The 25,288-nt window shown below is 63.3% G+C and carries 28 protein-coding genes; 24 read left to right on the forward strand and 4 right to left on the reverse strand.

Annotated features, from left to right (window positions below):
• Nucleotides 1-16: 16 nt before the first annotated feature.
• Together Q8R75_RS05450 and map are read right to left on the reverse strand one after the other, a co-directional pair.
• The gene (locus Q8R75_RS05450; RefSeq protein ID WP_305626341.1) at nt 17-2,599 is read right to left on the reverse strand and encodes a [protein-PII] uridylyltransferase; all 2,583 of its coding nucleotides are present in this window, start codon (nt 2,597-2,599) and stop codon (nt 17-19) included.
• Nucleotides 2,600-2,602: 3 nt separating this feature from the next.
• On the reverse strand, nt 2,603-3,424 hold the full coding sequence (gene map / locus Q8R75_RS05455) for a type I methionyl aminopeptidase (RefSeq protein ID WP_305613230.1): 822 nt from the start codon (nt 3,422-3,424) through the stop codon (nt 2,603-2,605).
• 274 nt (nt 3,425-3,698) lie between these two features.
• On the opposite strand from map, the gene rpsB reads away from it, so the two are divergent.
• The 16 genes from rpsB (at nt 3,699) to Q8R75_RS05535 (ending at nt 18,415) form a co-directional block, all read left to right on the forward strand.
• A complete protein-coding gene (rpsB, locus tag Q8R75_RS05460; RefSeq protein WP_305613231.1) occupies nt 3,699-4,457 on the forward strand; it encodes a 30S ribosomal protein S2 in 759 nt (252 codons plus the stop codon).
• 81 nt (nt 4,458-4,538) lie between these two features.
• Nucleotides 4,539-5,438, forward strand: a complete 900-nt coding sequence (gene tsf / locus Q8R75_RS05465) for a translation elongation factor Ts (protein ID WP_305613232.1) — start codon at nt 4,539-4,541, stop codon at nt 5,436-5,438.
• A 10-nt stretch (nt 5,439-5,448) separates the two neighbouring features.
• Entirely contained in the window at nt 5,449-6,162 is a 714-nt protein-coding gene (gene pyrH, locus Q8R75_RS05470; protein ID WP_305613233.1) for a UMP kinase, read from the forward strand.
• A gap of 76 nt (nt 6,163-6,238) precedes the next feature.
• The gene (gene frr / locus Q8R75_RS05475; protein WP_257093359.1) at nt 6,239-6,796 is read left to right on the forward strand and encodes a ribosome recycling factor; all 558 of its coding nucleotides are present in this window, start codon (nt 6,239-6,241) and stop codon (nt 6,794-6,796) included.
• A 15-nt stretch (nt 6,797-6,811) separates the two neighbouring features.
• Entirely contained in the window at nt 6,812-7,597 is a 786-nt protein-coding gene (uppS, locus tag Q8R75_RS05480) for a polyprenyl diphosphate synthase (RefSeq protein ID WP_305613234.1), read from the forward strand.
• Entirely contained in the window at nt 7,590-8,426 is an 837-nt protein-coding gene (locus Q8R75_RS05485; protein WP_305613235.1) for a phosphatidate cytidylyltransferase, read from the forward strand. Before uppS ends, Q8R75_RS05485 begins: the two co-directional genes overlap by 8 nt.
• Nucleotides 8,426-9,586: a 1-deoxy-D-xylulose-5-phosphate reductoisomerase gene (gene ispC, locus Q8R75_RS05490; protein WP_305613236.1), complete on the forward strand. Its 1,161-nt coding sequence runs from the start codon at nt 8,426-8,428 to the stop codon at nt 9,584-9,586. Before Q8R75_RS05485 ends, ispC begins: the two co-directional genes overlap by 1 nt.
• Entirely contained in the window at nt 9,583-10,941 is a 1,359-nt protein-coding gene (gene rseP, locus Q8R75_RS05495) for an RIP metalloprotease RseP (protein WP_305613237.1), read from the forward strand. The genes ispC and rseP overlap by 4 nt, the downstream gene beginning before the upstream one ends.
• Before the next feature lie 19 nt (nt 10,942-10,960).
• On the forward strand, nt 10,961-13,252 hold the full coding sequence (gene bamA / locus Q8R75_RS05500; protein ID WP_305613238.1) for an outer membrane protein assembly factor BamA: 2,292 nt from the start codon (nt 10,961-10,963) through the stop codon (nt 13,250-13,252).
• Nucleotides 13,253-13,283: 31 nt separating this feature from the next.
• Entirely contained in the window at nt 13,284-13,805 is a 522-nt protein-coding gene (locus tag Q8R75_RS05505; protein ID WP_305626398.1) for an OmpH family outer membrane protein, read from the forward strand.
• A 6-nt stretch (nt 13,806-13,811) separates the two neighbouring features.
• On the forward strand, nt 13,812-14,852 hold the full coding sequence (lpxD, locus tag Q8R75_RS05510; RefSeq protein WP_305663536.1) for a UDP-3-O-(3-hydroxymyristoyl)glucosamine N-acyltransferase: 1,041 nt from the start codon (nt 13,812-13,814) through the stop codon (nt 14,850-14,852).
• 10 nt (nt 14,853-14,862) lie between these two features.
• Nucleotides 14,863-15,297, forward strand: a complete 435-nt coding sequence (gene fabZ / locus Q8R75_RS05515) for a 3-hydroxyacyl-ACP dehydratase FabZ (protein ID WP_069037473.1) — start codon at nt 14,863-14,865, stop codon at nt 15,295-15,297.
• Nucleotides 15,297-16,076 carry an acyl-ACP--UDP-N-acetylglucosamine O-acyltransferase gene (lpxA, locus tag Q8R75_RS05520; protein WP_305611281.1) on the forward strand — a complete coding sequence of 260 codons (780 nt, stop codon included), beginning with the start codon at nt 15,297-15,299 and terminating at the stop codon, nt 16,074-16,076. Before fabZ ends, lpxA begins: the two co-directional genes overlap by 1 nt.
• Nucleotides 16,076-17,233: a lipid-A-disaccharide synthase gene (gene lpxB, locus Q8R75_RS05525; RefSeq protein WP_305626349.1), complete on the forward strand. Its 1,158-nt coding sequence runs from the start codon at nt 16,076-16,078 to the stop codon at nt 17,231-17,233. The genes lpxA and lpxB overlap by 1 nt, the downstream gene beginning before the upstream one ends.
• On the forward strand, nt 17,230-17,826 hold the full coding sequence (gene rnhB, locus Q8R75_RS05530; RefSeq protein WP_305612221.1) for a ribonuclease HII: 597 nt from the start codon (nt 17,230-17,232) through the stop codon (nt 17,824-17,826). The genes lpxB and rnhB overlap by 4 nt, the downstream gene beginning before the upstream one ends.
• Before the next feature lie 169 nt (nt 17,827-17,995).
• On the forward strand, nt 17,996-18,415 hold the full coding sequence (locus tag Q8R75_RS05535) for an MTH895/ArsE family thioredoxin-like protein (protein WP_305612222.1): 420 nt from the start codon (nt 17,996-17,998) through the stop codon (nt 18,413-18,415).
• Between the two features lie 5 nt (nt 18,416-18,420).
• On the opposite strand, the gene Q8R75_RS05540 is transcribed toward Q8R75_RS05535, so the two are convergent.
• A complete protein-coding gene (locus Q8R75_RS05540; RefSeq protein ID WP_305612224.1) occupies nt 18,421-18,753 on the reverse strand; it encodes a cupin domain-containing protein in 333 nt (110 codons plus the stop codon).
• Nucleotides 18,750-19,121 carry a cupin domain-containing protein gene (locus Q8R75_RS05545; protein WP_305612229.1) on the reverse strand — a complete coding sequence of 124 codons (372 nt, stop codon included), beginning with the start codon at nt 19,119-19,121 and terminating at the stop codon, nt 18,750-18,752. Before Q8R75_RS05545 ends, Q8R75_RS05540 begins: the two co-directional genes overlap by 4 nt.
• A gap of 149 nt (nt 19,122-19,270) precedes the next feature.
• Between Q8R75_RS05545 and Q8R75_RS05550 the strand changes: the two genes are divergently transcribed.
• The 8 genes from Q8R75_RS05550 (at nt 19,271) to Q8R75_RS05585 (ending at nt 25,285) form a co-directional block, all read left to right on the forward strand.
• Nucleotides 19,271-19,597, forward strand: a complete 327-nt coding sequence (locus tag Q8R75_RS05550) for a helix-turn-helix domain-containing protein (protein WP_305612231.1) — start codon at nt 19,271-19,273, stop codon at nt 19,595-19,597.
• A 12-nt stretch (nt 19,598-19,609) separates the two neighbouring features.
• Nucleotides 19,610-20,101 (forward strand): ArsI/CadI family heavy metal resistance metalloenzyme, encoded by a 492-nt coding sequence (locus Q8R75_RS05555; RefSeq protein ID WP_305612232.1) that lies wholly within the window; start codon nt 19,610-19,612, stop codon nt 20,099-20,101.
• 1 nt (nt 20,102) lies between these two features.
• Nucleotides 20,103-20,594 (forward strand): arsenate reductase ArsC, encoded by a 492-nt coding sequence (locus tag Q8R75_RS05560; protein WP_305612234.1) that lies wholly within the window; start codon nt 20,103-20,105, stop codon nt 20,592-20,594.
• Between the two features lie 9 nt (nt 20,595-20,603).
• A complete protein-coding gene (arsB, locus tag Q8R75_RS05565; protein ID WP_305612236.1) occupies nt 20,604-21,629 on the forward strand; it encodes an ACR3 family arsenite efflux transporter in 1,026 nt (341 codons plus the stop codon).
• 73 nt (nt 21,630-21,702) lie between these two features.
• Nucleotides 21,703-22,266: an alkyl hydroperoxide reductase subunit C gene (ahpC, locus tag Q8R75_RS05570; RefSeq protein ID WP_305663537.1), complete on the forward strand. Its 564-nt coding sequence runs from the start codon at nt 21,703-21,705 to the stop codon at nt 22,264-22,266.
• A gap of 98 nt (nt 22,267-22,364) precedes the next feature.
• Nucleotides 22,365-23,954, forward strand: a complete 1,590-nt coding sequence (ahpF, locus tag Q8R75_RS05575) for an alkyl hydroperoxide reductase subunit F (RefSeq protein ID WP_305626353.1) — start codon at nt 22,365-22,367, stop codon at nt 23,952-23,954.
• Between the two features lie 90 nt (nt 23,955-24,044).
• A complete protein-coding gene (locus Q8R75_RS05580) occupies nt 24,045-24,509 on the forward strand; it encodes a CopD family protein (RefSeq protein WP_305611523.1) in 465 nt (154 codons plus the stop codon).
• Nucleotides 24,509-25,285, forward strand: a complete 777-nt coding sequence (locus Q8R75_RS05585; RefSeq protein WP_305611522.1) for an RNA methyltransferase — start codon at nt 24,509-24,511, stop codon at nt 25,283-25,285. Before Q8R75_RS05580 ends, Q8R75_RS05585 begins: the two co-directional genes overlap by 1 nt.
• Nucleotides 25,286-25,288 lie beyond the last annotated feature (3 nt).

A 25,288-nucleotide genomic window follows, 5' to 3' on the forward strand; every position in this document is an offset into this window, starting at 1 on the left:
CGCTGATCGGCAACACCTAGAGGATAGCCAGTTCTCCGAGCAGTTCCTGCTCGAGCCGGATCAGGGTCGTGCTTTTTTCGAGCTCTGCACCGGAAACGAGAAACACGTCTTCCACCCGGTCGCCGAGCGTGGTGATCTTGGCCGTGTGCAGATTGATGTGGTGCGCAGCCAGCACGCGGGCGACCGAGTAGAGCAGGCCGGGACGGTCGGCGGCCGTGACATGCATGATGTGGTGCTGCTTGCGTTCGTCCGGCTTGATCAGCACTTCGGGTGTGATCGGGAAGTGCCTGACCTCGCGCGACAGCCGGCCAGTGACCGGTTGCTCGGCCAGTGTCTGGTTCTGCAGCCGTTCGGCCAGCCCGGTCTCGATCAGCGCAATCATGTCGCGTGAATTCAGATGCCGGTTCGGGTCGAGCAGAATGAAGCTGTCCAGCGCGTGCCGGTCGGTCGTGGTGTGGATCTTGGCATCGGCAATGCTGTAGCCGAGCCGGCCGAAGAAGCCGCACAGCCGCATGAACAGATCGGGTTGGTCGGGCGCATAGACCATCACCTGCAGGCCGTCGCCGACCTGATTGGGCCGTGCCTTGACGACCGGCGTGCTGGCGTTGGCCTGGAAATAGAGCATGCGCGTGTGCCACGCGATTTCGTCGGCCTCGTGCCGCATGAAATAGACAGTGTCGAGTCTGGCCCAGAACTCGTTCTCGATGCCTTCGCGAAGGCCGAAGTAGCGCAGCAGGTGGCGTGCTTCCTCCTGCCGGTCCGGCGTGCCGGATGCACCCGGACTTTCGCCCTGCAGCACGCGCAGGGTCGAAAAGTACAGATCTTCCAGCAGCTTGCCGCGCCATGCGTTCCACACCTTGGGGCTGGTGCCGCGGATGTCTGCGTGGGTCAGCACGTACAGCGCCGTCAGGCGGCGTTCGGTGCGCACCAGCGCGGCGAAGGCACGGATGGTTTCCGGATCGGACAGATCCTGCTTCTGCGCCACCGACGACATCGACAGGTGGTGCTCGACCAGGAATACCACCAGGTCGGCGTCTTCGGCATCGATGCCGTGCTGCAGGCAGAACAGGCGTGCATCGTGCATGCCCAGCTTCGAATGATCGCCGCCGCGCCCTTTTGCAATGTCGTGGAACAGGGCCGACAGGTAGAGCAGCCAGCGACGTTCGAATGCAGTGATCAGACGCGACAGCAGCGGATATTCGTGCGCGTGCTCGGCCATCGTGAAGCGGCGCACGTTGCGCATCACCTGCAGGATGTGTTGGTCGACGGTGTATACATGAAACAGGTCGTGCTGCATCTGGCCGACGATGCGGCCGAAGGCCGGCAGGTAGCGGCCGAGAATGCCGTACTGGTTCATGCGGCGGATTTCATGCACCAGGCCGCGCGTCTGCTGGAATAGCGACAGGAACAGCATGCGGTTCTGCGGGTCGCGCCGGAACTTTGCATCGATGAGGCGGCGCGCGCGCCACAACCCGCGCAGGGTGCGCGCCGTCATGCCCTTGAGCTCGCGGTGCGTCTGCAGCAGCGTGAAACATTCGAGCAGCGCACTCGGCGTGTTCTCGAACACGTCCTCCGACACCACGTCGAGCAGTTCGCGGCTGGACTGGAAACGTGCGTTGATCGGCTGCACCACGGTGTCGTCGGACGGAAACAGCGCAGCGGAAATGTTCTGCAGCAGGATGGTGTTCAGCTGCGTGATCATCTTTGCGCTGCGGTAATAGCGCTGCATGAACACTTCGGAGGCGCGCCGGGTCGGCGTGGCCTGCATGCCGAACGCTGCAGCGAGTGCTTCCTGGTGGTCGAAGATCAGCCGGTCTTCGCGCCGGCGAGCGATCAGGTGCAGTCGCACCCGAGTGTCGCGCATGAAGCGTTCGATGCGGTGCAACTGGCGCGATTCAGTCGGTGTGATCAGGCCGCGCGCAGCCAGTTCGGCCCAGGTCGAGCCGAACTGGCTGGCGCGCGCGATCCACTGGATGACCTGCAGATCGCGCAGCCCGCCCGGACTTTCCTTGCAGTTCGGCTCCAGACTGTAGGGCGTCTCCTGGTAGCGCTGATGGCGTTCGTCCTGTTCCAGGCGCTTGGCCTTGAAAAAGCTGCCCGGATCACGCTGGGTCGCCAGCGCGTGGCTGAGCTCGCGGAACATGCGTCGGGAACCGGCCAGCAGACGCGCTTCGAGCAGCGTGGTTTCGACCGTGATGTCGCGCGACGCCTCGTCTACGCACTGGCCGACCGAACGGACGCTGTGCCCGATATCCAGCCCGATGTCCCACAGCAGGCCGACCAGCATCTCAAGCCGCGATTCAGTGTCCGGCGACAGCTGCGGCGGGGTCAGGAACAGCAGGTCGACGTCCGATGCCGGATACAGCTCGCCGCGACCGTAGCCACCGACGGCGACCAGCGCCGCTGTTCGCGGCATGCCGGCTGCCGCCCAGAGCTGGCGCAGGGCGGCATCGACGGCGCGGGCGCGGTCGCGCAGCAGGCGCTGGCTGTTGCCGTCGCGTTCGAACGTTTCACGCAGGCGTTGCTGAGCCGCCGACAGTTCGGCACGCAGCGTGGCCGCAAGCAGGCGCAGCGCGTCGGTGCCGACCGGTGCGTCCACCGGTCAGGCCACTCCGCGGGCGTCGCCGATCAGCGCAGGCGGCAGGGGGCAACCGTCGGACAAGGTGAGCACCTCGTACCCTTCGTCGGTCACGACGACTGTATGTTCCCATTGCGCCGACAGCGTGCGGTCGCGCGTGACGATGGTCCAGCCATCCGCCAGTTCGGACACGGCGGCGCGGCCGGCATTCACCATCGGCTCGATGGTGAATATCATGCCGGGCTGCAGTTCCATGCCCGTTCCGGGTTTGCCGTAATGCAGCACCTGGGGGTCTTCGTGAAACTTGCGGCCGATGCCGTGACCGCAGAATTCGCGCACCACTGAAAAGCCGTTTGTCTCCGCGTGGCGCTGGATCACGTGACCGATATCGCCCAGGCGCGCGCCCGGCCTGACGCGGGAAATGCCGAGCCAGAGACATTCGAAGGTGATCTGGCACAGCCGGCTGGCCTGCTTGCTGACCTCGTTGCCGACCATGAACATGCGGCTGGTGTCGCCGTGGAAGCCGTCCTTGATCACCGTGATGTCCAGGTTGACGATGTCACCCTTCTTCAGCGCACGCGGGGCCGGTACGCCGTGGCACACGACATGATTGACCGACGTGCAGATTGACTTCGGGAACGGGCTGTAGCCCGGCGGTGCATAGTTGAGCGGCGCCGGGATGGTTTTCTGCTCTTTCACCATGTAGTCATGGCACAACCGGTCAAGTTCTTCGGTCGTGACGCCGGGCTGGACATGCGGTTCGATGAAGTCGAGTACCTCGGACGCCAGTCTGCACGCGACGCGCATGCTCTCGATTTCTTCCGCAGTCTTGATGGTGACGCTCATAGGAATAACAGCTCTTCGAATACGCTTGGGGACCGCTCAGGTTAGCCGAAGCGTACGACGGCGGCAAACGCTGGCGTGCCGGACCGCTTGAGTTTGTTGCACTGCGGCTGCTAGAATCGTGGGCTGTTTGATTCCAGTACCTATCAGGTACGTCAGACAAATCCACACGCCCGGTGCTGCCGTTGATACGGTAGCTCGACCGATAGGGTGCGTAGCCGGAAATTGCGGCTGCGAACACGGCCGGGCGGAGGTTAAACCCTGATCGGAGACTTCAATGTCCGTATCCATGCGCGAAATGCTGGAGGCGGGTGTCCATTTCGGACATCAGACCCGCTTCTGGAACCCCAAGATGGCCCCGTACATTTTCGGCCATCGCAACAAGATCCACATCATCAACCTGGAAAAGACGGTTGCCCGCTACAACGAGGCAATGACCTTCATCCGCCGGATGTCGTCCAACAAGGGCACTGTGCTGCTGGTCGGCACGAAGCGTCAGGCGCGCGAGATCGTGGCCGAAGAAGCGCAGCGCGCGGGCGTGCCGTATGTCGACGAGCGCTGGCTCGGCGGCATGCTGACCAACTTCAAGACGCTGAAGTTGTCGGTCAAGCGCTTGAAGGACCTCGAGCAACTGGTCGAGGACGGCAGCATGGAACGCATGCCGAAGAAGGAAGCCCTGGTGCTGCAGCGCGAGCTGATCAAGCTGCAGAAGAGCATCGGCGGTATCAAGAACATGAATGGCCTGCCGGACGCGCTGTTCGTCATCGACGTCGGTTTCCACAAGATCGCCATCACCGAAGCCAACAAGCTGGGTATTCCGGTGATCGCTGTGGTCGATACCAATCACTCGCCGCTCGGCGTGGATTACGTGATTCCGGGCAACGACGACTCGAGCCGTGCCATCCGCCTGTACGCATCGGGCGTGGCAGACGCCATCCTGGAAGGCCGCAACACCGCCGCCCAGGATCTGGTTGCGCAGCTCAAGGGCGACGACGAATTCGTCGAAGTCGAAGCCGAAGCGGAACCGCAGGCCTGATGAACCGTCCCGACGGCCGCCCATGCGGTCGTCGGGTGTTTGACGAATTGCACGAACAGCAGATGGAAGGCGGGACTCAGCATGGCGGAAATCACCGCAGGAATGGTCAAGGAGCTGCGTGAGAAGACCGACGCTCCGATGATGGAATGCAAGAAGGCGCTGACCGAAGCCGGTGGCGACCTGCAGAAGGCGGAAGAAATCCTCCGCGTGAAACTGGGCAACAAGGCCAGCAAGGCCGCTGCCCGCGTGACAGCCGAAGGCATCGTCGGTCTTTACCTGTCGGCCGACGGCAAGCTTGCCGCGATGGTCGAAGTCAATTGCGAAACTGACTTCGTGGCGAAGAACGACGATTTCCTCGCCTTGGTCAATGGCAGCGCAAAACTGATCGCCGAGCACAATCCGGCCGACGTTGCAGCCCTGTCGGCGCTGCCGATGGGCGAAGGCACGGTCGAATCAACGCGCGCCGCACTGGTCGGCAAGATCGGTGAAAACATGTCGATCCGCCGTTTCGTGCGCATTGCCGCCGAAGGCAAGGTCGCCAGCTACGTGCATGGCGGCTCGAAGATCGGCGTGCTGGTCGATGTCGTCGGTGGCGACGAAGCGCTCGCCAAGGATCTGGCGATGCACATTGCCGCATCGAAGCCGAAGTCACTCGACTCAAGCGGTGTGTCGGCCGACCTGATCGATGCCGAACGTCGCGTCGCGATCGAAAAGGCGCGCGAGGCCGGCAAGGCGGAAGACATGATCACCAAGATTGCCGAAGGCTCGGTGCAGAAATTCCTGAAGGAAGTGACGCTGCTTGGTCAGGTTTTCGTCAAGGCCGATGACGGCAAGCAGACCATCGAACAGCTGCTGAAGGCGAAGTCGGCGAAGATCGCCGGCTTTACGCTGTATCTGGTCGGCGAAGGCATCGAGAAGAAGACGACCGATTTTGCTGCCGAAGTGGCCGCGCAGGCCGCTGCAGCCGCTGCAGCACGCTGAAGGAACCTGCATGACTGTTGCTTACCGCCGGATACTGCTGAAACTGTCGGGTGAAGCCCTCATGGGCGACGACGACTACGGCATCAGCCGCGACATGCTTGCCCGCATCGTCGGGGAAATTGCCGAAATCCGTGCCCTGGGTGTGGAAGTGGGCGTGGTGATTGGCGGTGGCAACATTTTCCGCGGGGTGGCGGGTGGCGCGGCCGGCATGGATCGCGCCACTGCCGACTACATGGGCATGCTGGCGACGGTGATGAACGCGCTGGCGCTGGGTGATGCGATGCGTCAGGCCGGTGTCGCGGCACGGGTGCAGTCGGCGCTGAGCATCGAGCCGGTCGTCGAGTTCTATATCCGCGGCAAGGCGATCCGCTACCTGGAAGAAGGCAAGGTCGTCATTTTTGCTGCCGGTACGGGCAACCCCTTCTTCACGACCGACACGGCGGCTGCGCTGCGCGGACGCGAGATCGAGGCGGAAATCGTGCTGAAGGCAACCAAGGTTGACGGCGTGTACAGCGCCGACCCGATGAAGGTGCCCGATGCGACCCGCTACGAACGCATCAGCTTCGACGAGGCAATCAGCCGCGACCTCAAGGTAATGGACGCCACAGCGCTCGCGTTATGCCGTGACCAGCAACTGCCGATCAAGGTATTCAGCATTTTCAAGCCGGGCGCACTCAAGCGCGTGGTGATGGGCGAAGACGAGGGCACGCTGGTCCATATATAGTGGTGCGTGTTTTGCGCTCGCCATGGCTCAACAGGCTGCCGACGAGCGGCCGCAACTTCCAACAAGAGGCGACTTCATGATCCCCGAGTTGAAGAAAACCACAGAACAGAAGATGCAGAAAACGCTGGAGTCGCTCAAGGCCGACTTCGGCAAGGTGCGCACCGGACGTGCCCACACCGGCATTCTTGACCACATCCAGATTGATTACTACGGCTCCATGGTGCCGCTGAGTCAGGTGGCGAACGTCACGCTGATCGATGCACGCGCCATCGGCGTGCAGCCGTGGGAAAAGAAGCTGTTGCCGGTGGTCGAGAAAGCCATTCGCGATTCCGATCTCGGTCTGAACCCGTCGGCAATGGGCGACGTGGTGCGCGTGCCGATGCCTGCGCTGACCGAAGAGCGGCGCAAGGAACTGATCAAGGTGGTGCGCGGCGAGGCCGAAAACGGCCGTATCGCGGTGCGCAACCTGCGCCGTGACGCGAACAGCGTGCTCAAGGACGCCGTCAAGGCCAAAACGATTTCGGAAGACGACGAGCGGCGTACGCAGGACGACATCCAGAAGCTGACCGACCGATACATTTCGGAGGTCGACAAGCTGCTCGCGCAGAAAGAACAAGACCTGATGGCGGTCTGAGGCCGAACCCGCATCGTGTCCTCGCGCTCCAGCAAGCCGGTCGATGGCGGCAACCTGCCGGTTCCCCAACATATCGCCATCATCATGGATGGCAATGGCCGCTGGGCGCGCCGCCGGTTCATGCCGCGGGTGGCGGGCCACCGCAAGGGAGTCGAAGCGGTGCGCGCTGTAGTGTCGCGCTGCGCCGAGCGCGGCGTCGGTTACCTGACGCTGTTCGCCTTCAGCTCCGAAAACTGGCGTCGTCCGCCGGAAGAGGTGAGCTTCCTGATGCAGTTGTTCATGCGTGCGCTGGAAGAGGAAGTTGTGCGCCTGCACGAGAATTCGATACGGCTGCGCGTCATCGGTGATCTTTCGCGTTTCGAACCCAGATTGATCGACATGATCCGCAGCGCGGAAACGCTGACTGCCGGCAATACCGGGCTCAATCTCACGGTTGCTGCAAATTACGGCGGCCGCTGGGACATCCTGCAGGCGACGGAGTGCATGCTGAAGGCCAATCCCTTGCGGAGGGAAGGGTTCGTCGAGAGCGATCTGTCCCCTCATCTGGCGATGGCGTATGCGCCGGAACCCGACCTGTTCATCCGCACCGGCGGCGAGCAGCGAATCAGCAATTTCCTGCTCTGGCAACTGGCCTATACCGAGCTGTATTTCACCGACAAGCTGTGGCCGGAATTCAACGGTTCGGCGGTCGATGAAGCCATCGCGTCCTTCCAGCAGCGTGAACGCCGTTTCGGACGCACCAGCGAACAGGTGCAGGCTGCCACCGCAGCCGCGCTCGGCGCGGTCGGCCGGCATGCTTAAACAGCGGGTACTGACCGCCATCGCATTGCTGGCAGGTCTGTACGCTGCACTGACCCTGCTCGATCTCACCGCTTGGGGCTGGCTGGTGGCGGTCATCCTCGGTCTAGCCGGTTGGGAGTGGGGGCGTCTGAGCGGCCTTGCTCCCGGCGGCGCCATCGGCTCCGGCCTCATCACCTTCCTGCTTGTCGCCGCTGCCGCATCGGTTGCCTTCGGGCCGGTCGGCGTGCTGCCGCCAGCCATGGCGCCACTTTCGGCACTGCACGCGCTCGCCATCGTGTTCTGGCTGCTGATCGTTCCGGTCTGGATGTGGCGGGGCGGGCGTCCGTCCGGCTTCTGGATGGCACTGACCGGTCTGGTGGTGCTGCTGCCCCCTGCGCTGGCGCTCATACAGCTGCGTGCGCAGGGCCTCGTGCCGCTGCTGCTGCTGATGGCCGTGGTGTGGATCGCCGACATCGCCGCGTATTTCACCGGTCGCGCATTCGGGCGCCACAAGCTCGCGCCGGCGATCAGCCCGGGCAAGACCTGGGAAGGCGCCTTCGGCGCGGTGATTGCTGTGCAATGCTACGGTCTGGCGATCAAGCCGGTGCTGTTCGGCGAGGCCGACACGCCCGCCTGGCTGGTCTGGTCGGTGATACTGCTGCTGCTCACCGCGGTCAGCATCGTCGGCGACCTGTTCGAGTCGATGATGAAGCGCCAGGCCGGCATCAAGGACAGCAGCCAGCTGCTGCCCGGTCACGGCGGCGTACTCGACCGCGTCGACAGCCTGACCGCGACCTTGCCGCTGATCGGATTTGCCCTGCTCAACCTACTTCCCGGAGCGCAGACGTGATGCGCAGACTGACCATACTGGGTGCCACCGGATCAATCGGCGTCAGCACGCTGGATGTCGTGGCGCGGCACCCCGATCGTTTCGAGGTCGTTGCGCTGTCGGGTCACCGCCAGATCGACAAGCTGGCCGAACAATGCCTCGCCTTTGCACCGAAACTCGCCGTTGTGGCGGACGCCGATGCCGCCAGCGCCTTGCGCGGCAAATTGGCGGGGCGGGTGCCGACCGAAGTCATGCACGGCAGCGAGGCACTCGAAACGATCGCTGCGCTGCCCGAGGTCGACACCGTCATGGCAGCCATCGTCGGTGCCGCCGGCCTGCGTCCGACGCTGGCCGCTGCGCGTTCGGGCAAGCGCATCCTGCTGGCCAACAAGGAAAGCCTGGTCATGTGCGGCGCGGTGTTCATGCACGAGGTGGCATCGAACGGCGCCACGTTGCTGCCGATCGACAGCGAGCACAACGCGGTTTTCCAGTGCCTGCCGACGCAGGGCAGGGCAGGTGTGCGACGTATCCTGCTGACCGCGTCGGGCGGTCCGTTCCGCTGCACGCCGCTCGATCAGCTCGACCACGTGACGCCTGATCAGGCGTGTGCGCACCCGAACTGGGAAATGGGACGCAAGATTTCGGTCGATTCGGCCACCATGATGAACAAGGGCCTCGAGGTGATCGAGGCGCACTGGCTGTTCGATACGGCGGCCGAGCGCATCGATGTGGTGATCCATCCGCAGAGCATCGTGCATTCGATGGTCGAATACGTCGACGGCTCGGTACTGGCGCAGATGGGTAACCCGGATATGCGCACCCCGATAGCGCATGCACTGGCCTGGCCGGAACGCATCGAGTCCGGGGTCGGCGCGCTCGATCTGGCCATGTCGGCCAATCTCGTGTTCGAACGCCCGGATCTGGATCGCTTCCCCTGTCTGCGACTGGCTTTTGCGGCGCTGGCCGCAGGTCAGGGTACGCCGGCCGTTCTCAATGCCGCCAATGAAGTGGCGGTCGCGGCTTTTCTGGAACGTCGGCTCGGTTTCCGTGCCATAGCAGACGTGATTGCCGAAACCCTGGATACGCTGCCCGACATGCCTGCCACCACACTCGACGACGTCTTTGCCGCCGACGCCGCTGCCCGCCAGACCGCGCAGCGCGCCATCAGGGCGCGCACTTGAGCCCCTTCTTTTACGCCGGCGCCTTTGTTCTGGCGCTGGGCATCCTCATCACGGTTCACGAACTGGGCCACTACAGCATCGCCCGGCTGTGTGGCGTCAAGGTGCTGCGCTTTTCCGTTGGATTCGGCCGGCCGCTGCTGTCGCGTCGCGTCGGGCCGGACCGCACCGAGTGGGTGATCGCGCTGTTTCCGCTCGGTGGTTACGTCAAGATGCTGGACGAGCGCGAGGGCGAAGTCGCGGCATCGGAACTTCCGCGTGCCTTCAACCGGCAGAGCGTGGGACGCCGCTTCGCCATCGTGGCGGCCGGGCCGATCGCCAATTTCCTGCTGGCCATCCTGATCTACTGGGGCCTGTTCATCAACGGCATGGAAGAACTGCGCCCGCTGCTTGCTGCGCCGGCAGTCGGCACGCCAGCGGCGGTGGCCGGTGTGACCGAAGGCGAACTGGTGCGCTCGATCAATGGCAAGGACATCGTGTCCGCCCAGGATCTGCGCTGGAGCGTCGCGCAGGCGGCGCTGCACGGCGGCACGCTGATGATGGAAACGATCAGCGTGCACAACGAAATCAACAGCCGTCGCATTGACCTGTCGGGCATCGGATCCGAAGTCGACGCCAGCCTGATGGAGCGCGCCGGCCTGACACTGTTCCGGCCGCGCATCGATCCGGTCGTTGCAACAGTGGCCGCCGACAGTGCCGCCGGCAAGGCCGGCATGCGCCCGGGTGACCGCATCGTTGCGATCGATGGCAAGCCGGTTGATGACTGGGCTTCGATGGTCGGGGTCGTCCGCGAACTGGGCGGCCGCGAGGTGGTGGTCCAGGTGCTGCGCGGTGGCGTCGCGCTTGATCTGAACGCCGATGTCGTCGCGGTGGAAGAAGGCGGCCAGCGTTTCGGCCGTCTCGGCGTGACGCCCGAAACACCCGAGGGACTGCGCGAGCGGCTGTTCGTCACGGCGCAACATGGCGTGATCGAATCCTTCGGTCTTGCGGTCACGCAGACCTGGGATACGGCGCTGTTCAGCCTCAAGGCATTCGGCCGCATGATCACCGGCGATCTGTCGTGGAAAAACCTGAGCGGGCCGGTCACGATTGCCGACTATGCAGGACAGTCCGCCGCCATGGGCGTGCTGCATTACATCAAGTTCATCGCCCTCATCAGCATCAGTCTGGGCGTGCTTAACCTGCTGCCGGTGCCGCTGCTGGACGGTGGACACTTGATGTACTATACGGTCGAATTTATCAAGGGCGGCCCGGTGTCTGAAAGAGTCATGGAAATCGGCCAGCAGATCGGTCTGGCCTTGCTGCTGATGCTCATGGCGTTTGCCTTCTACAACGATATCAATCGGCTTTTCGGTTGACTGCCCGCTGAAATCCCCCATGCGCAAGTTTTTGCTTCCCGCTCTGCTAGCGGGATTGTTGTCCGCTCATGCGTTCGCCTTCGAACCCTTCGTGGTGCGGGACATCCGGGTCGAAGGCATCCAGCGCACCGAAGCGGGTACGGTTTTCAGCTACCTGCCGGTCAAGGTCGGCGAGACATTCACCGAAGACAAGGCGGCAGAAGCCATCAAGGCACTGTTCGCGACCGGCTTCTTCAAGGATGTGCGGGTCGAAGTCGAGGGCGACGTGCTGGTGGTCGTCGTCGACGAGCGGCCGGCCATTGCATCGCTCGAATTCATCGGCATGAAGGAATTCGACAAGGACACGATCAAGAAGGCGATGCGGGATTTCGGCCTGGCCGAATCGCGCATCCTCGACCGCAGCGTGCTCGAGCGGTCGGAGCAGGAAATGAAGCGTCAGTACCTGACCCGCGGGCTGTACTCGGTTGACGTCAAGACGACGACCACTCCGCTGGAGCGCAACCGCGTGGCCGTCACCTTCGAAATCAACGAGGGTGCTGCCGCCAAGATCAAACAGATCAACATCGTCGGTGCGAAGTCCTTCAAGGAAAAAGATCTGCTCAAGCTGCTGAGTCAGAGCACCGGCGACTGGCTGAGCTGGTACAACAAGAATAATCAGTACTCGCGCCAGAAGCTGAGCGCCGACGTCGAAACCCTGCGCAGCCACTACCTCGATCGCGGCTATCTCGAATTCAACGTCGATTCGACCCAGGTGTCGATCACGCCGGACAAGCAGGACATCTACATCACGATTTCGATCACCGAAGGCGAAAAGTACACCGTCGGTGGTGTCAAGCTTTCAGGTGAATTGCTGATTCCCGAAGCGGAATTGCGGGGGCTGGTCAAGCTGAATGCCGGAGACGATTTTTCGCGCAAGAAGCTCACTGAAACGACGAAGGCGATCAGTGACCGTCTGGGTAACGACGGCTATGCCTTCGCCAACGTCAATGCAGTGCCGGAACCGGACCGCGAAAAGCGTACCGTGTCGTTCAACGTGTTCGTCGATCCCGGCCGCCGGGTCTATGTGCGCCGGATCAACGTCGCCGGCAACACCAAGACGCGCGACGAGGCCGTGCGGCGCGAGTTCCGGCAGATGGAAGGCAGCTGGTATGACGGCGAACGGATCAACCGATCCAAGTCGCGGGCTGACCGTCTGGGCTACTTCGACGGTGTCACCGTCGAAACACCCGCCGTCCCGGGGACGACCGACCAGGTCGATGTCAATCTCACCGTCAAGGAAAAGCCGACCGGCAATCTGGCGTTCGGCGCGGGTTTCTCCAGTTCGGAAAACCTCATCCTGTCTACTTCGGTGTCGCAGCAGAACCTGTTCGGCAGCGGCAAGTCGCTGTCGCTCGGCCTGAACAGCGGCAGCATCAACAAGACCTATTCGCTGTCCTTCACGGATCCGTATTACACGCCGGACGGTATATCGCGCGGTTTCGACGTGTATTTGCGCAACGTTGATCCGTCGCGTCTGCGCATCGGCAACTACCGTACATCATCGGTCGGTGCCGGGATGCGCTGGGGCTTCCCGATCCGCGAAGACGATCGCATCAACTTCGGTCTGGCGGTCGACCAGACGTCGATCGACACCTTCAGCAACAGCCCGCAGCGCTACCTGAATTTCGTCAATGAGTTCGGTGACACGAACAACTCGCTGGTGGGTACGATAGGCTGGGCACGTGATACGCGTGACAGTGTGATCTACCCGACCAAGGGGTCGACGCAGCGGGTGAACGTCGAAGTGTCACTGCCGCCGGGCTCGCTTCGTTACTACAAGGCGTCCTACCAGCATCAGCGCTACTTTCCGCTGTTCGGGGATTTCGTTCTGATGCTCAACGGTGATGTCGGCTATGGCGACGGTTACAACGACAAGCCGCTGCCTTTCTACAAGAACTACTTCGCGGGTGGCATTGGCTCGGTGCGCGGGTTCCAGACCTCGTCGCTCGGCGAGCGTGATCGCGACGCCGCCGGTAACATCCTGTTCAATACGGTGGGCGGCAATCGACGTATCGTCGGCAACGCCGAACTTCTTTTCCCGTTGCCGGGATCGCAGGACAAGACGCTGAGGCTGGGTACTTTCATCGATGCAGGGCAGGTGTGGGCGTCCGGCGATACGCTGAGCCTGGGCGATTTGCGCTATAGTGCGGGCCTTTCCGTGGCGTGGAGCTCGCCCATGGGGCCGTTGAAGTTCAGCGTCGCGCAACCGCTCAACAAGGAACCCACGGATCGTCTCCAGCGCTTCCAGTTCCAGCTCGGCAGTACTTTCTGAACCTCAAATATCACGAATGAACAGGTCAAGTATTTTCTCACGTTTCGCCTTTATCTCATTGATTTCAATGATGATGATAGGTTTGGCGACGAACTCGCATGCCGAAACGGATGTGAAGATCGGCTTCGTGGATACGGAACGCATCCTGCGCGAAGCAGCGCCGGCTGTCCGTTCGCAGAAGAAGCTGGAGAAGGAATTCGAAAAGCGCAGCCAGGAGCTTGAAAAGCTGGCCAAGCAGCTGCAGTCGATGCAGCAGACCATGGAAAAGAACGCGGTCACCTTGTCCGAAAGTGACAAGCGGGCGAAGGAGCGTGAATTCAACGAGCTCACTCGTGATATGCAGCGCCGCGAGCGCGAATATCGGGAAGACCTGAATCAGCGGCGCAACGAAGAACTGGCCAGTGTTCTGGATCGCGCCAACAAGGCGATCAAGGTCATTGCGGAGGCCGAAAAGTACGACATCATCTTTCAGGAAGTGGTGTATCGCAGTCAGCGTATCGACATCACCGAAAAGGTGCTGAAGGCGCTCGCAGATCCGCCTTCGGGAAAGTAAGGGCGCATGCCAGCCAGACTTGGCGCTCTGGTCGAGCAACTTGGCGGCACGCTGCACGGTGACCCCGGGTTGTTGATCGAACAGGTTGCTTCTCTCGACATGGCAGGGCCGCAGCAGATTGCCTTCATGGCAGGGGCAAAGTATCGCAGCGCGCTGGATGAAAGCCGCGGCGGTGCTTTCATCGTATCGCCGGCAGACGGCGAAAATCTCGACCGACCTCACATCCGGGTTCGCAATCCCTCGCTCTATTTCGCGCGCGTCGCGCAACTGCTGAATCCCGAACCTGCCGTGCGCGCCGGCATCCACGCCGATGCATCGGTCGATGCTACAGCGCACGTCGATGACAGCGCCGAAGTGGCCGCCGGTGCGGTCATCGGCGCCGGTGCGTTCATCGGCCCCGGCGTATCCATCGGTGCCGGATCGGTGATCGGCGAGGCGTGTTCGATCGGCGCCGGCACGCGGCTGCATGCACGCGTCACGCTGTATCCGCGCTCGGTCATCGGCGAGCGCTGCGTCCTGCATTCGGGTGCGGTCATCGGAGCAGATGGTTTCGGCTTCGCGCGCGAAGCCGACGCGAGCTGGGTGAAGATTCCGCAGATCGGCCGCGTGATCATCGGCAACGATGTGGAAGTCGGTGCCAATACCACCATCGATCGCGGTGCGCTGGACGACACGGTGATCGGCGACGGCGTGAAGCTCGACAACCTGATCCAGATTGCACACAACGTACACATCGGCGACCACACGGCGATGGCGGCCTGTTCCGGCGTGGCGGGCAGCACCCACATCGGCAAGCGATGCATGATAGGCGGCTCGTCGAACATCATGGGTCACATCGACATCGTCGACGACGTGGTCGTGTCGGCCGTCAGTTTCGCCAGCAAGTCCATCGGCAAGGCCGGCATCTACACCGGCTCGCTGCCGTCGATGGAACACGCCGAGTGGTCGCGCAACTTCGTCCGCATCCGCCAGCTCGACGCCATGGCCGAGCGACTTCGTGCGCTTGAGCGACAGATCGAATCACTGCAAAGCAGCAAGGAAGACTGACTTGAAATCCATGGACATCCACGCGGTGCTGAAGTCGCTGCCGCACCGTTTCCCGTTCCTGCTGGTGGACCGGGTGCTCGCCGTCGAAGCGAACAAGTACATCCATGCGCTGAAGAACGTCACCATCAATGAGCCGTTCTTCCCGGGGCACTTTCCGAACCATCCGGTCATGCCAGGCGTGCTGATCATCGAAGCGCTGGCCCAGGCTGCTGCCATCCTGTCGTTCGAAACGCTGGGCACGACCCCCGACGCGGATTCGGTCTATTACCTGTGCGGCGTCGACAACACGCGTTTCAAGAAGCCGGTCATGGCGGGCGACCAGCTCATCCTTGAGGTCGACCTGATCCGGCACTCGCGCGGCATCTGGAAATACAATGCTCGCGCAAAGGTGGATGGTCAGGTCGTGACCGAGTGCGATCTGCTCTGTGCGGTTCGGCCGAGCTGATGGCAGTCACCGTTCATCCGACTGCCATCGTCGATCCCGCGGCGCTGCTGGCTGACGGCGTCGACATTGGTGCCTACAGCGTGGTCGGCCCGAATGTCGAGATCGGCGCAGGCACGCGCGTGCACCCGCACGTGGTGATCGCCGGCCACACGCGGATCGGTCGCGACAACCTGATACACCCGTTCTGTTCGATTGGCGGCGATCCGCAGGACAAGAAATACGCTGGCGAGCCGACACGCCTTGAAATCGGCGACCGCAACACGCTGCGCGAATACGTGACGATGAATTGCGGCACCACTCAGGATGTCGGCGTCACGCGGGTCGGCAACGACAACTGGATCATGGCCTACGTGCATGTGGCGCACGACTGCCAGGTCGGCAGCCACACCATCATGGCCAACAACACGGCGCTCGCCGGCCACGTGCATGTGGGTGACTGGGTCATTCTCGGTGGCTTCACCGGCGTGCACCAGTTCGTTCGCGTGGGCGCACACAGCTTCTGCGGCGTGCACTCCAGCGTGCTGCAGGATGTGCCGCCCTTCGTGCTGGCCAACGGCGTGCCGGCGACGCCGCATGGCATCAACAGCGAAGGCCTGCGACGACGCGGCTACAGCAGCGAAGCCATCACGGCGATCAAGCGTGCCTACAAGACTCTGTACCGCGAAGGACTGAGCCTGGACGACGCCCGGGCGGCCATCGCCGAGGCGGCGAAAGCGACTCCCGAAGTCGCCGTGCTGTCCGACTTCCTCGCTTCGGGCGGTCGCGGCATCATCCGATAATGTCTGCCCGCATCACGGTGGCCATGGTCGCCGGCGAGGCTTCCGGTGATCAGTTGGCCGCGCACCTGATCAAGGCGCTGCGCGACGTCCGGCCGGATATCGATTTCGTCGGCATCGGCGGCCCCCGCATGGGTTCCGCTGGCTTTGACGCCTGGTGGCCTGCCGAAAAGCTGTCGGTGCGCGGCTATTTCGAAGTGCTGCGGCACTACCGAGAACTGTCTGGCATCCGCCGCGCGCTGCTCGCCCGCCTGCTGCAGACGCGGCCCGCCGCCTTCATTGGCGTCGATGCACCGGATTTCAATCTATGGCTCGAACGCCGCATGCGCGATGCCGGTGTGCCGGCGATCCATTACGTCAGCCCGTCGATCTGGGCCTGGCGTGGCGGACGCATCAAGGGCATCGCGCGCAGCGTGTCGCGCATGTTGTGCCTGTTCCCGTTCGAGCCGGCGCTGTATGAAAAAGCCGGCGTGCCGGTCAGCTATGTCGGTCACCCGTTCGCCGACGAAATTTCTCCGCTGCCACAACGCATCGATGCCCGCGAGCGCCTCGCGCTGCCACAGGACGCCCGCATCGTCGCGCTGCTGCCGGGCAGCAGGCAGTCGGAACTGCGGTATCACGCAGCCATCTGGATCGAGACCGCGCGCCTGCTGCACGAGCGCCATCCGGAGCTGCGCTTCCTTGTGCCGCTGGCAACGCGCGAGACGCGTGCCCTGTTCGAACAGGCGCTGTGGACCTGCAATGCAAGGGAGCTGCCGATCACCATCCTGTTCGGTCACGCACGCGACGCGCTGATGGCCTGCGACGTGGCGCTGGTGGCCAGTGGCACCGCGACGCTCGAAGCCGCCCTGTGTCGCGCGCCGCACGTAATGGCCTACCGCATGCATGCGCTCAGCTGGCAGATCATGAAGCGCATGGCCTATCAGCCGTGGGGCAGTCTGCCCAACATCATGGCGGGGCGCTTCGTCGTGCCGGAACGGTTGCAGGACGCCGCCACGCCACGCGAACTGGCGGACGCGCTCGATACCCTGCTGGATGATGACGCGGCGCGCGACGCGCAGATTGCCGAATTCGAACGCATCCACAGCGTGCTGAGGCAGGACACGGCGGCGCGCGCAGCGGCAGCCATCCTGCCTCATCTGCCGGCGGCGGTGCCGTGACCGGCTTCGAATGGACGGCTGCCGGCGTGGATGAAGCCGGCCGGGGACCGCTGTGCGGGCCGGTCTATGCGGCGGCGGTCATCCTGGATCCGGCGCGGCCGATCGACGGCCTGAACGACTCCAAGAAATTGTCCGAAAAGAAGCGCGAGGCGCTGGCGCTGCTGATCCGCGAGCACGCGCTGGCTTGGGCAGTGGGCTTTGCGACGGTCGAGGAAATCGATCGCATGAACATCTTGCACGCCTCGATGCTGGCCATGCGGCGAGCCGTCGAAGGGCTGGTGGTGCAGCCGTGCGAGGTGCTGATCGACGGCAACCGCGTGCCGCCCGGGCTGGCCATCCCCGCGCGCGCCATCGTCGGCGGTGACGCCAGCGAGCCGGCGATTTCCGCCGCATCCATCCTCGCCAAGACCGGACGCGATCAAGAAATGAAGGCGCTCGCGCTGCTCTACCCGCAATACGGCATCGTGCGCCACAAGGGCTATCCCACACCGGAACACCTGGCGGCGCTGCGCGAGCATGGTCCGTCGCCCATCCATCGCCGCAGCTTTGCGCCGGTGGCGCAGTGCATACTTGACTTCGGCATGCCTGATTGACTCTCCTTCCGGTCTGTCCAGGCGCGTTGCTGATCGCGCACCAGGCGCGCGCGTCTCAGCAAACGAGCATGCGGGTCATGCTTCTACCGTGCTTTCTCCTTCCTGATTTCGTCGCCACCGGTGGAGCTGGCGTCGGTCATCCTGCGGGTCAGCATTTTCAATCCAGCTCATGGACAGCGAGACGGGCATGCGCGAGCGCCAGCTCTTCGCGCGCGATCAGGTCATCGACATCGTCCGTCGGGTCTGGCTGCACATCCTGATCGGTGACGGCATCGGTGCTGCGATCCACAACTGGATACCGGGCAGCCTGATCAACGGATTGCTCGGTCAGGACAAGCGGTGGTCGGTGCCGCTTGCCAAGATGCTGGGCGGTGGTTGCCGAAAGTGCATTGAACTGGCCGGCAACACGCGCAAGGCGCTAGATGCTCGGGGCCAGCAGGCGGATATCGTCAAGGTGACCGACTTCGCGGAGATCGCCGCCCATGGCGTCATGTCGACACCGGCGCTGGTGATCGACGGGAAGCTGGTGTCGTCCGGCAAGGTGCTGAGCGAGCAGGACATCGCCGGCCTGCTGGGCAAGGCCGACTGAAGCTCTCAGTCCGGCGGGTTCAGATGCACCGCCAGCCAGACCGATGCGACGTCGGTATCGGTGCCGTCCACGCGGTGGCGGCGATGCGCCGCGATGAGGATCCAGTCGCCCGGCTTGAGTACGCGTGGCGAGTCCTCGTCGGCAAAGCGCAGTGCCGCCGAACCACTCAGCAAGGTCACCCATTCATCGTCCGGCTGGTCGTACCAGAATCCGGGCGGGCTGCTCTGGCCGGTCGACACGATGCGCTCAATGCGCACGCCGGGCCGGGCGCACAAGGTGTTGATGCGCTCCGCTTCAAGCGCGCCTTCAGGCAGACCGTCGAACAGGTTGCCGCTCATGGCGTGCCGCCCTCCAGCAATTCGGTGTCCGCATGCGCATACGCCGGACTGCAGCAGCACAGGATGACCAGCGCCTGGCCGCCGGTGGCTTCGATGCAGTGCGGCGTGCCCGGCGCAATCAGTACGGTGTCGCCCGCCGCCACGTCGAAACGGGCGTCGCCCAAGGTCATGCTGCCTTGGCCAGCGGTCACGTGATAAAGCTCTTCGGTCATGCTGTGCCGATGCAGCAGGGTGCGCGTGCCGGCGGGTATGGTCGCTTCCGCCAGACTTTGTGCGCGCCCGCCGTGCAGCGACGGATGCATTAGTTCGCGGATCTGCGAGCCGTCCTTCGTGATGTAGGGTGAAATATCGGTGCGGATGGTTTTCATCGGATTTTCATCGGCGTCGGCTGTGGTCGCGCGTCAACGTGGATTGTGCGTTCAGGCTGAACGTGATGGTACGACCGGATTCAACCGGACGCAGCGTCTGCCTGGCACCGGCGTCTTGTTCAGTTTAATAATTCAAGTATTATTGAATTATGGAAGAACAGAAGGTCATCCGCTCCCTGTCGGCGCTGGCGCAGGAAATTCGCCTGCGCGTGTTTCGCGCCCTCGTCGTCGCCGGACCTGACGGCATGACGCCCGGTGCGCTGGGCGATGCGCTGGATATCGCACCGACCACACTGTCCTTCCACCTCAAGGAACTGAGTCAAGCCGGGCTGATCGAGCCGACGCGCGAGGGCCGTCACCTGATCTATCGCGCCGATTATGCGCAGATGAACGCGCTGCTCGGCTATCTGACCGAAAACTGCTGCCGCGGCGCATCCTGTGCCGAACCGGTAGCGCCTGTCTGCAAAACCTGCTGAACGGAGTCCGCCATGAAGCGCTTTCACGTCCACCTGCACGTCGACGATCTCGATCGGAGCATCGCCTTCTACAACCGGCTTTTTTCCACGCAACCGGCGCGCCACGAGGCGGACTACGCCAAATGGATGCTTGAAGATCCGCCGGTCAATTTCGCGATTTCCACCCGTGGCAGCCAGCCAGGCATCGATCATCTGGGCATCCAGACCGACGATCCGGCCGAACTGGCAGCGATGAAGGCGAGCGCCGAAGCGGCCGACATGGCGCTGCTGGACGAAGGCGCTACCAGCTGCTGTTACGCGCGCAGCGAAAAGCACTGGATCACCGACCCGCAGGGCATTGCGTGGGAACACTTTCATACGCTGGGTGACATTCCGGTGTTCAACGAAGCACCGGCTGCGGTGGGCACTGAAGCGGCGTCAGCCTGCTGTGCGCCCAAGGCGCCCGTCACGCGCGGCAAACCGTTGGCCATCGGCGTCAAATCGTCCGCTTCCGGGTGCTGCTGAAATGGGTTCGCCACTGAACGTGCTGTTCCTGTGCACCCACAATTCGGCGCGCAGTGTGCTCGCCGAATGCCTGCTGAACCATCTGGGCGCCGGGCGTTTCCGCGCGTTTTCGGCCGGCAGCCAGCCGTCCGGTCGGGTGAATCCATTTGCGCTGCAGGCGCTGGCCGAAGCGGGCGTGGATACGACCGGCGTGTGCAGCAAGAACTGGGACACATTCGCCGTACCCGGTGCGCCGGAGATGGATCTGATCATCACGGTGTGCGACAGCGCAGCCGGCGAAATCTGCCCTGTGTGGCCGGGGCATCCGGCGACCGCCCACTGGGGCTATGCCGATCCGTCCGCCACCACCGGTCCGGACGCGGCAAGGCTGATGGCCTTCCGCGACACGATGACATTGATCCGCCGCCGACTCGAGATACTGGTCGCATTGCCGGCCGAACGTCTGGACGCGCTTCGCCTCGAACAGACCGCGCGCAGTCTGGCCGATCGCTGAGGCCACGCCATGGGATTGTTCGAACGTTGGCTGAGCGTCTGGGTGGCGTCATGCATAGCGGCGGGCGTGGGCCTCGGCCTGCTGGCGCCGGGCGCCTTCGAGGCAATTGCGGCGCTGGAATTCGCACACGTCAATCTGGTGGTCGCGGTGCTCATCTGGGTGATGATCTACCCGATGATGATCCAGATCGACTTTGCGGCGGTGCGCGACGTCGGTCGCCGGCCGCAGGGCTTGATACTGACACTGGTGATCAACTGGCTGGTCAAGCCCTTCACGATGGCGGCGCTCGGCGTGCTGTTTTTCCGCTATCTTTTTGCGCCCTGGGTCGATCCGCAATCGGCGACCGAGTACATCGCCGGCATGATCCTGCTCGGCGTCGCGCCGTGCACGGCGATGGTGTTCGTGTGGAGCCAGCTGACGAAGGGCGATCCGGCCTACACACTGGTGCAGGTGTCGGTGAATGATCTGGTCATGGTGTTCGCGTTCGCGCCCATTGCGGCCTTCCTGCTCGGTGTGACCGATGTGGCCGTGCCCTGGGAAACGCTGCTCCTGGCCACAGTGCTCTATGTCGTGCTGCCGCTGGTGGCCGGCGTGCTGACGCGGCGCATGCTCGGTGGCGGCGAGAAGGTTGCTCATTTCGTGGCGCTGCTCAAGCCGTGGTCCATCGTCGGCCTTCTGGCAACGGTCGTGTTGCTGTTCGGCTTTCAGGCGGAAACCATCATTGCCCAGCCTTTCGTGATCGCGCTCATTGCCGTGCCGCTCATTCTGCAGACCTACGGCATTTTTGCCATCACCTTCATCGTCGCACGCATGATCCGGCTGCCCTATCCGATCGCCGCGCCCGCCTGTCTGATCGGCACCTCGAACTTTTTCGAATTGGCGGTTGCAGTGGCCATTTCGCTGTTCGGCCTGCATTCGGGCGCCGCACTTGCGACCGTTGTGGGCGTGCTGGTTGAAGTACCGGTCATGCTGTCGCTGGTCGCGTTCACGCGACGTTCGGCACACCTGTTTCCCGATTCCAGGGAACTTTCTTAGAACAAGTCTAAACAAAGCGTCGATTTCGCAATATGATTGCGATTCCCACCCCACCACCAAAGAGGACTCCGAGATGAGCATAGTTAACACCACCGTCCAGCCCTTCAGCGCGAACGCATTCCACAACGGCAAGTTTGTTACCGTCACCGACGAAAGCCTCAAGGGCAAGTGGTCGGTCCTCGTGTTCATGCCTGCTGCATTCACCTTCAACTGCCCGACCGAAGTCGAGGACGCAGCCAACAACTACGCCGAGTTCCAGAAGGCCGGCGCCGAAATCTACATCGTCACCACGGATACCCATTTTTCGCACCAGGTGTGGCATGAAACCTCGCCGGCTGTCGGCAAGGCCCAGTTCCCGCTGGTTGGCGATCCGACGCACCAGCTGACCCGTGCGTTCGGCGTGCATATCGATTCGGAAGGCCTCGCACTGCGCGGCACGTTCGTCATCAATCCGGACGGTGTGATCAAGACCGCTGAAATCCATGACAACGCGATCGCTCGCGACATGAACGAAACCCTGCGCAAGCTCAAGGCTGCCCAGTTCGTCGCCAGCCATCCGGGTCAGGTCTGCCCGGCCAAGTGGAAGGAAGGCGCCGAAGCGCTGACGCCGTCGCTGGACCTGGTCGGCAAGATCTGAGCGCACACCACGCCGCATGAACGCCCGGGTCAGGTGCCTGCTGCGCCCGACCCGGGCGTTCCGTTTTTGCATCATCCGTTTCGAAAGCCGAGAACACCATGCTTGACGACACCCTCAAGGCTCAGTTGAAGGCCTACCTCGAGAAGCTGCAATACCCGATAGAGCTGACGGCGTCGCTTGATGACAGCGCCGCCTCGCGCGAATTGCACGGCCTGCTTGCCGACATCGCGGCACTTTCAGACAAGATTGCGGTGATCGAAGATCGTGACAGCGCCGAGCGCAAGCCCTCGTTTTCGATCAATCGCAAGGGCGGCGACATGCACCTGCGCTTCGCGGCCATTCCGCTCGGCCATGAATTCACGTCGCTGGTGCTGGCACTGCTGCAGGCCGGCGGCCATCCGCCCAGGGTGGAACAAGAAGTGATCGATCAGATCAAGGCGCTCGACGCCGACTTCCACTTTGAAGTTTTCATGAGCCTGTCCTGCCACAACTGCCCGGATGTGGTGCAGGCGCTCAACCTGATGGCGGTGCTGAACCCGCGCGTCAGCGCGGTCACGATCGACGGTGCGCTGTTCCAGAAGGAAGTCGAAGAGCGCCAGATCATGGCGGTGCCGATGATTTTCCTGAACGGCCAGCACTTCGGGCAGGGGCGGATGACGATCGAGGAAATCCTGCCGAAACTGGACACCCGGGTCGCCGAGCGCGAAGCCGAAAAGGTATCGGCCCGCGCACCGTTTGACGTGCTGGTCGTCGGCGGCGGACCGGCCGGTGCGGCGGCGGCGATCTACGCAGCGCGCAAGGGCATCCGCACCGGGCTGGTCGCCGAGCGATTCGGCGGTCAGGTGATGGACACGCTGGGCATCGAGAACTTCATTTCGGTCAAAGAAACCGAAGGTCCGAAGCTGGTCGCCGCGCTGGAAGAGCACGTGAAGGCCTACGACATTGACGTGATGAATCTGCAGCGGGTCGAAAAACTCGTGCCGGCAGCCGACTCGGGCGATGGTTACATCCATTTGACGCTGGCCAGCGGCGCCACGCTGAAGAGCCGCTCGGTCATCCTGTCGACCGGCGCGCGCTGGCGCGAAATCAATGTGCCGGGCGAACGCGAATACCGCAATCACGGCGTGGCTTACTGCCCGCACTGCGACGGCCCGCTGTTCAAGGGCAAGAACGTGGCAGTGATCGGCGGCGGCAATTCGGGCGTCGAGGCTGCCATCGATCTCGCCGGCGTGGTCGGTCATGTGACGTTGATCGAATTCGACAAGCAACTGCGCGCCGACGCCGTGCTGCAGCGCAAGCTGCACAGCCTGCCGAACGTAAAGGTCATCACGCATGCGCAGACGAAGGACATCGTCGGCGACGGCAAGAAGGTCAATGGCCTGAATTACGTCGATCGCACGAGCGGCGAACCGAATCATGTCGATCTGGAAGGTGTATTCATCCAGATCGGTCTGGTGCCGAACACCGAATGGTTGAAGGGTTCGTCGATGACGCTGACCAAGTATGGCGAGATCGACATCGATGCGCGTTGTGAAACGTCGATTCCGGGCGTGTTCGCGGCCGGTGACGTAACCACCGTGCCATACAAGCAGATCATCATCGCCATGGGTGAAGGCTCGAAGGCAGCGATCAGCGCGTTCGATCATCTGATCCGCCATTCGGCGCCGGAAGCGGCCGCCGCAGCCTGACCCCCCGGCGCCACGGACCGACGGCGGTAAGATGTCGACCGGCCGACCGCGGCGCCATGCCGCGGCGGACGGTTACCGGAATCCGCTGCCATGACGCCCACACCGCTGTTGCTGTTCCTCCATATTGCCGCCGTCACCGTCTGGGTCGGCGGCATGTTCTTCGCCTATGTCTGCCTGCGCCCGGTCGCGGCGATACAGCTTGAACCGCCGGCCAGGCTGCGCTTGTGGCGCGCGGTGTTCGGACGCTTCTTCCCGTGGGTGTGGGCGGCCGTTGCAGTCATTCTGGCCAGTGGACTGATCATGATGCTGGCGGTCGGAATGAAGGACGCACCGCTGCACTGGCATCTGATGCTGGCTGCAGGCCTGATCATGATGGCGGTTTTCACGCACGTCTTTTTTGCGCCGTACAGGCGACTTTTGCGTGCGGTGGATGCAGCCGACTGGCCGGCCGGCGGCGCCGCGCTGGCGCAGATCCGCAAGCTGGTCGGCTTCAATACCGTGCTGGGCTTCGTGACCATAGCGACTGCGACGCTGGGACGCTGGCTGGTCGCCTGATGAAGCACATCCAGTCGCGCGACAACCCGCACTTCAAGCAACTGCGCAAACTCGCCACGTCGTCGCGCGAGCGTCGCGACACCGCAAGCACGCTGATTGACGGCCTGCACCTGTTCCGCAGTGCGCTGGACGCCGGGCACCGCCCGTCGCTCGCCATCGTCGCCGAACGCGCCCTGCATCATGCCGACGTGTCGGCGCTGCTGGCCGAGCACGGCGACGCGGTGCTGTTGCTGGCGGATGGCCTGTTCGACGAACTGAGCCCCACCGACACGCCGACAGGATTGCTCGGCCTCATCGACATTCCTGCCGACGCGGCCGGCCGCTTGACCGGTGACTGTCTGGTACTCGATGCGGTGCAGGACAGCGGCAACCTCGGCACGCTGCTGCGCGCCGCGTGGGCGACCGGTGTCGCGGACGTGTTGCTGACCACCGGCTGCGCGCAGGCCTGGAGCCCGAAGGTGCTGCGCGCCGGGCAGGGCGCCCATTTCAGCCTGCGCATCCGGGAACACTGCGATGTGGCCGAGTCGCTCCGACATTTCACCGGCAAGGTCGTCGCCACGCGACTTGATGCGCAGACTTCACCCTATGCACTGGACCTGCGCGGACCGGTCGCATGGCTGTTCGGCAATGAAGGCGCCGGTCTGTCGCCAGCGCTCAGCGCACTGGCCACCGACGCGATACGGATTCCGATGCCGGGTGCAGCCGAATCGCTGAACGTGGCCATGGCGGCGACCGTCTGTCTGTTCGAACAGGTGCGTCAGCGCCAGACTTGTTGACCC

The sequence above is a fragment of the Methyloversatilis sp. genome (genome assembly GCF_030696805.1).
GTDB lineage: Bacteria > Pseudomonadota > Gammaproteobacteria > Burkholderiales > Rhodocyclaceae > Methyloversatilis.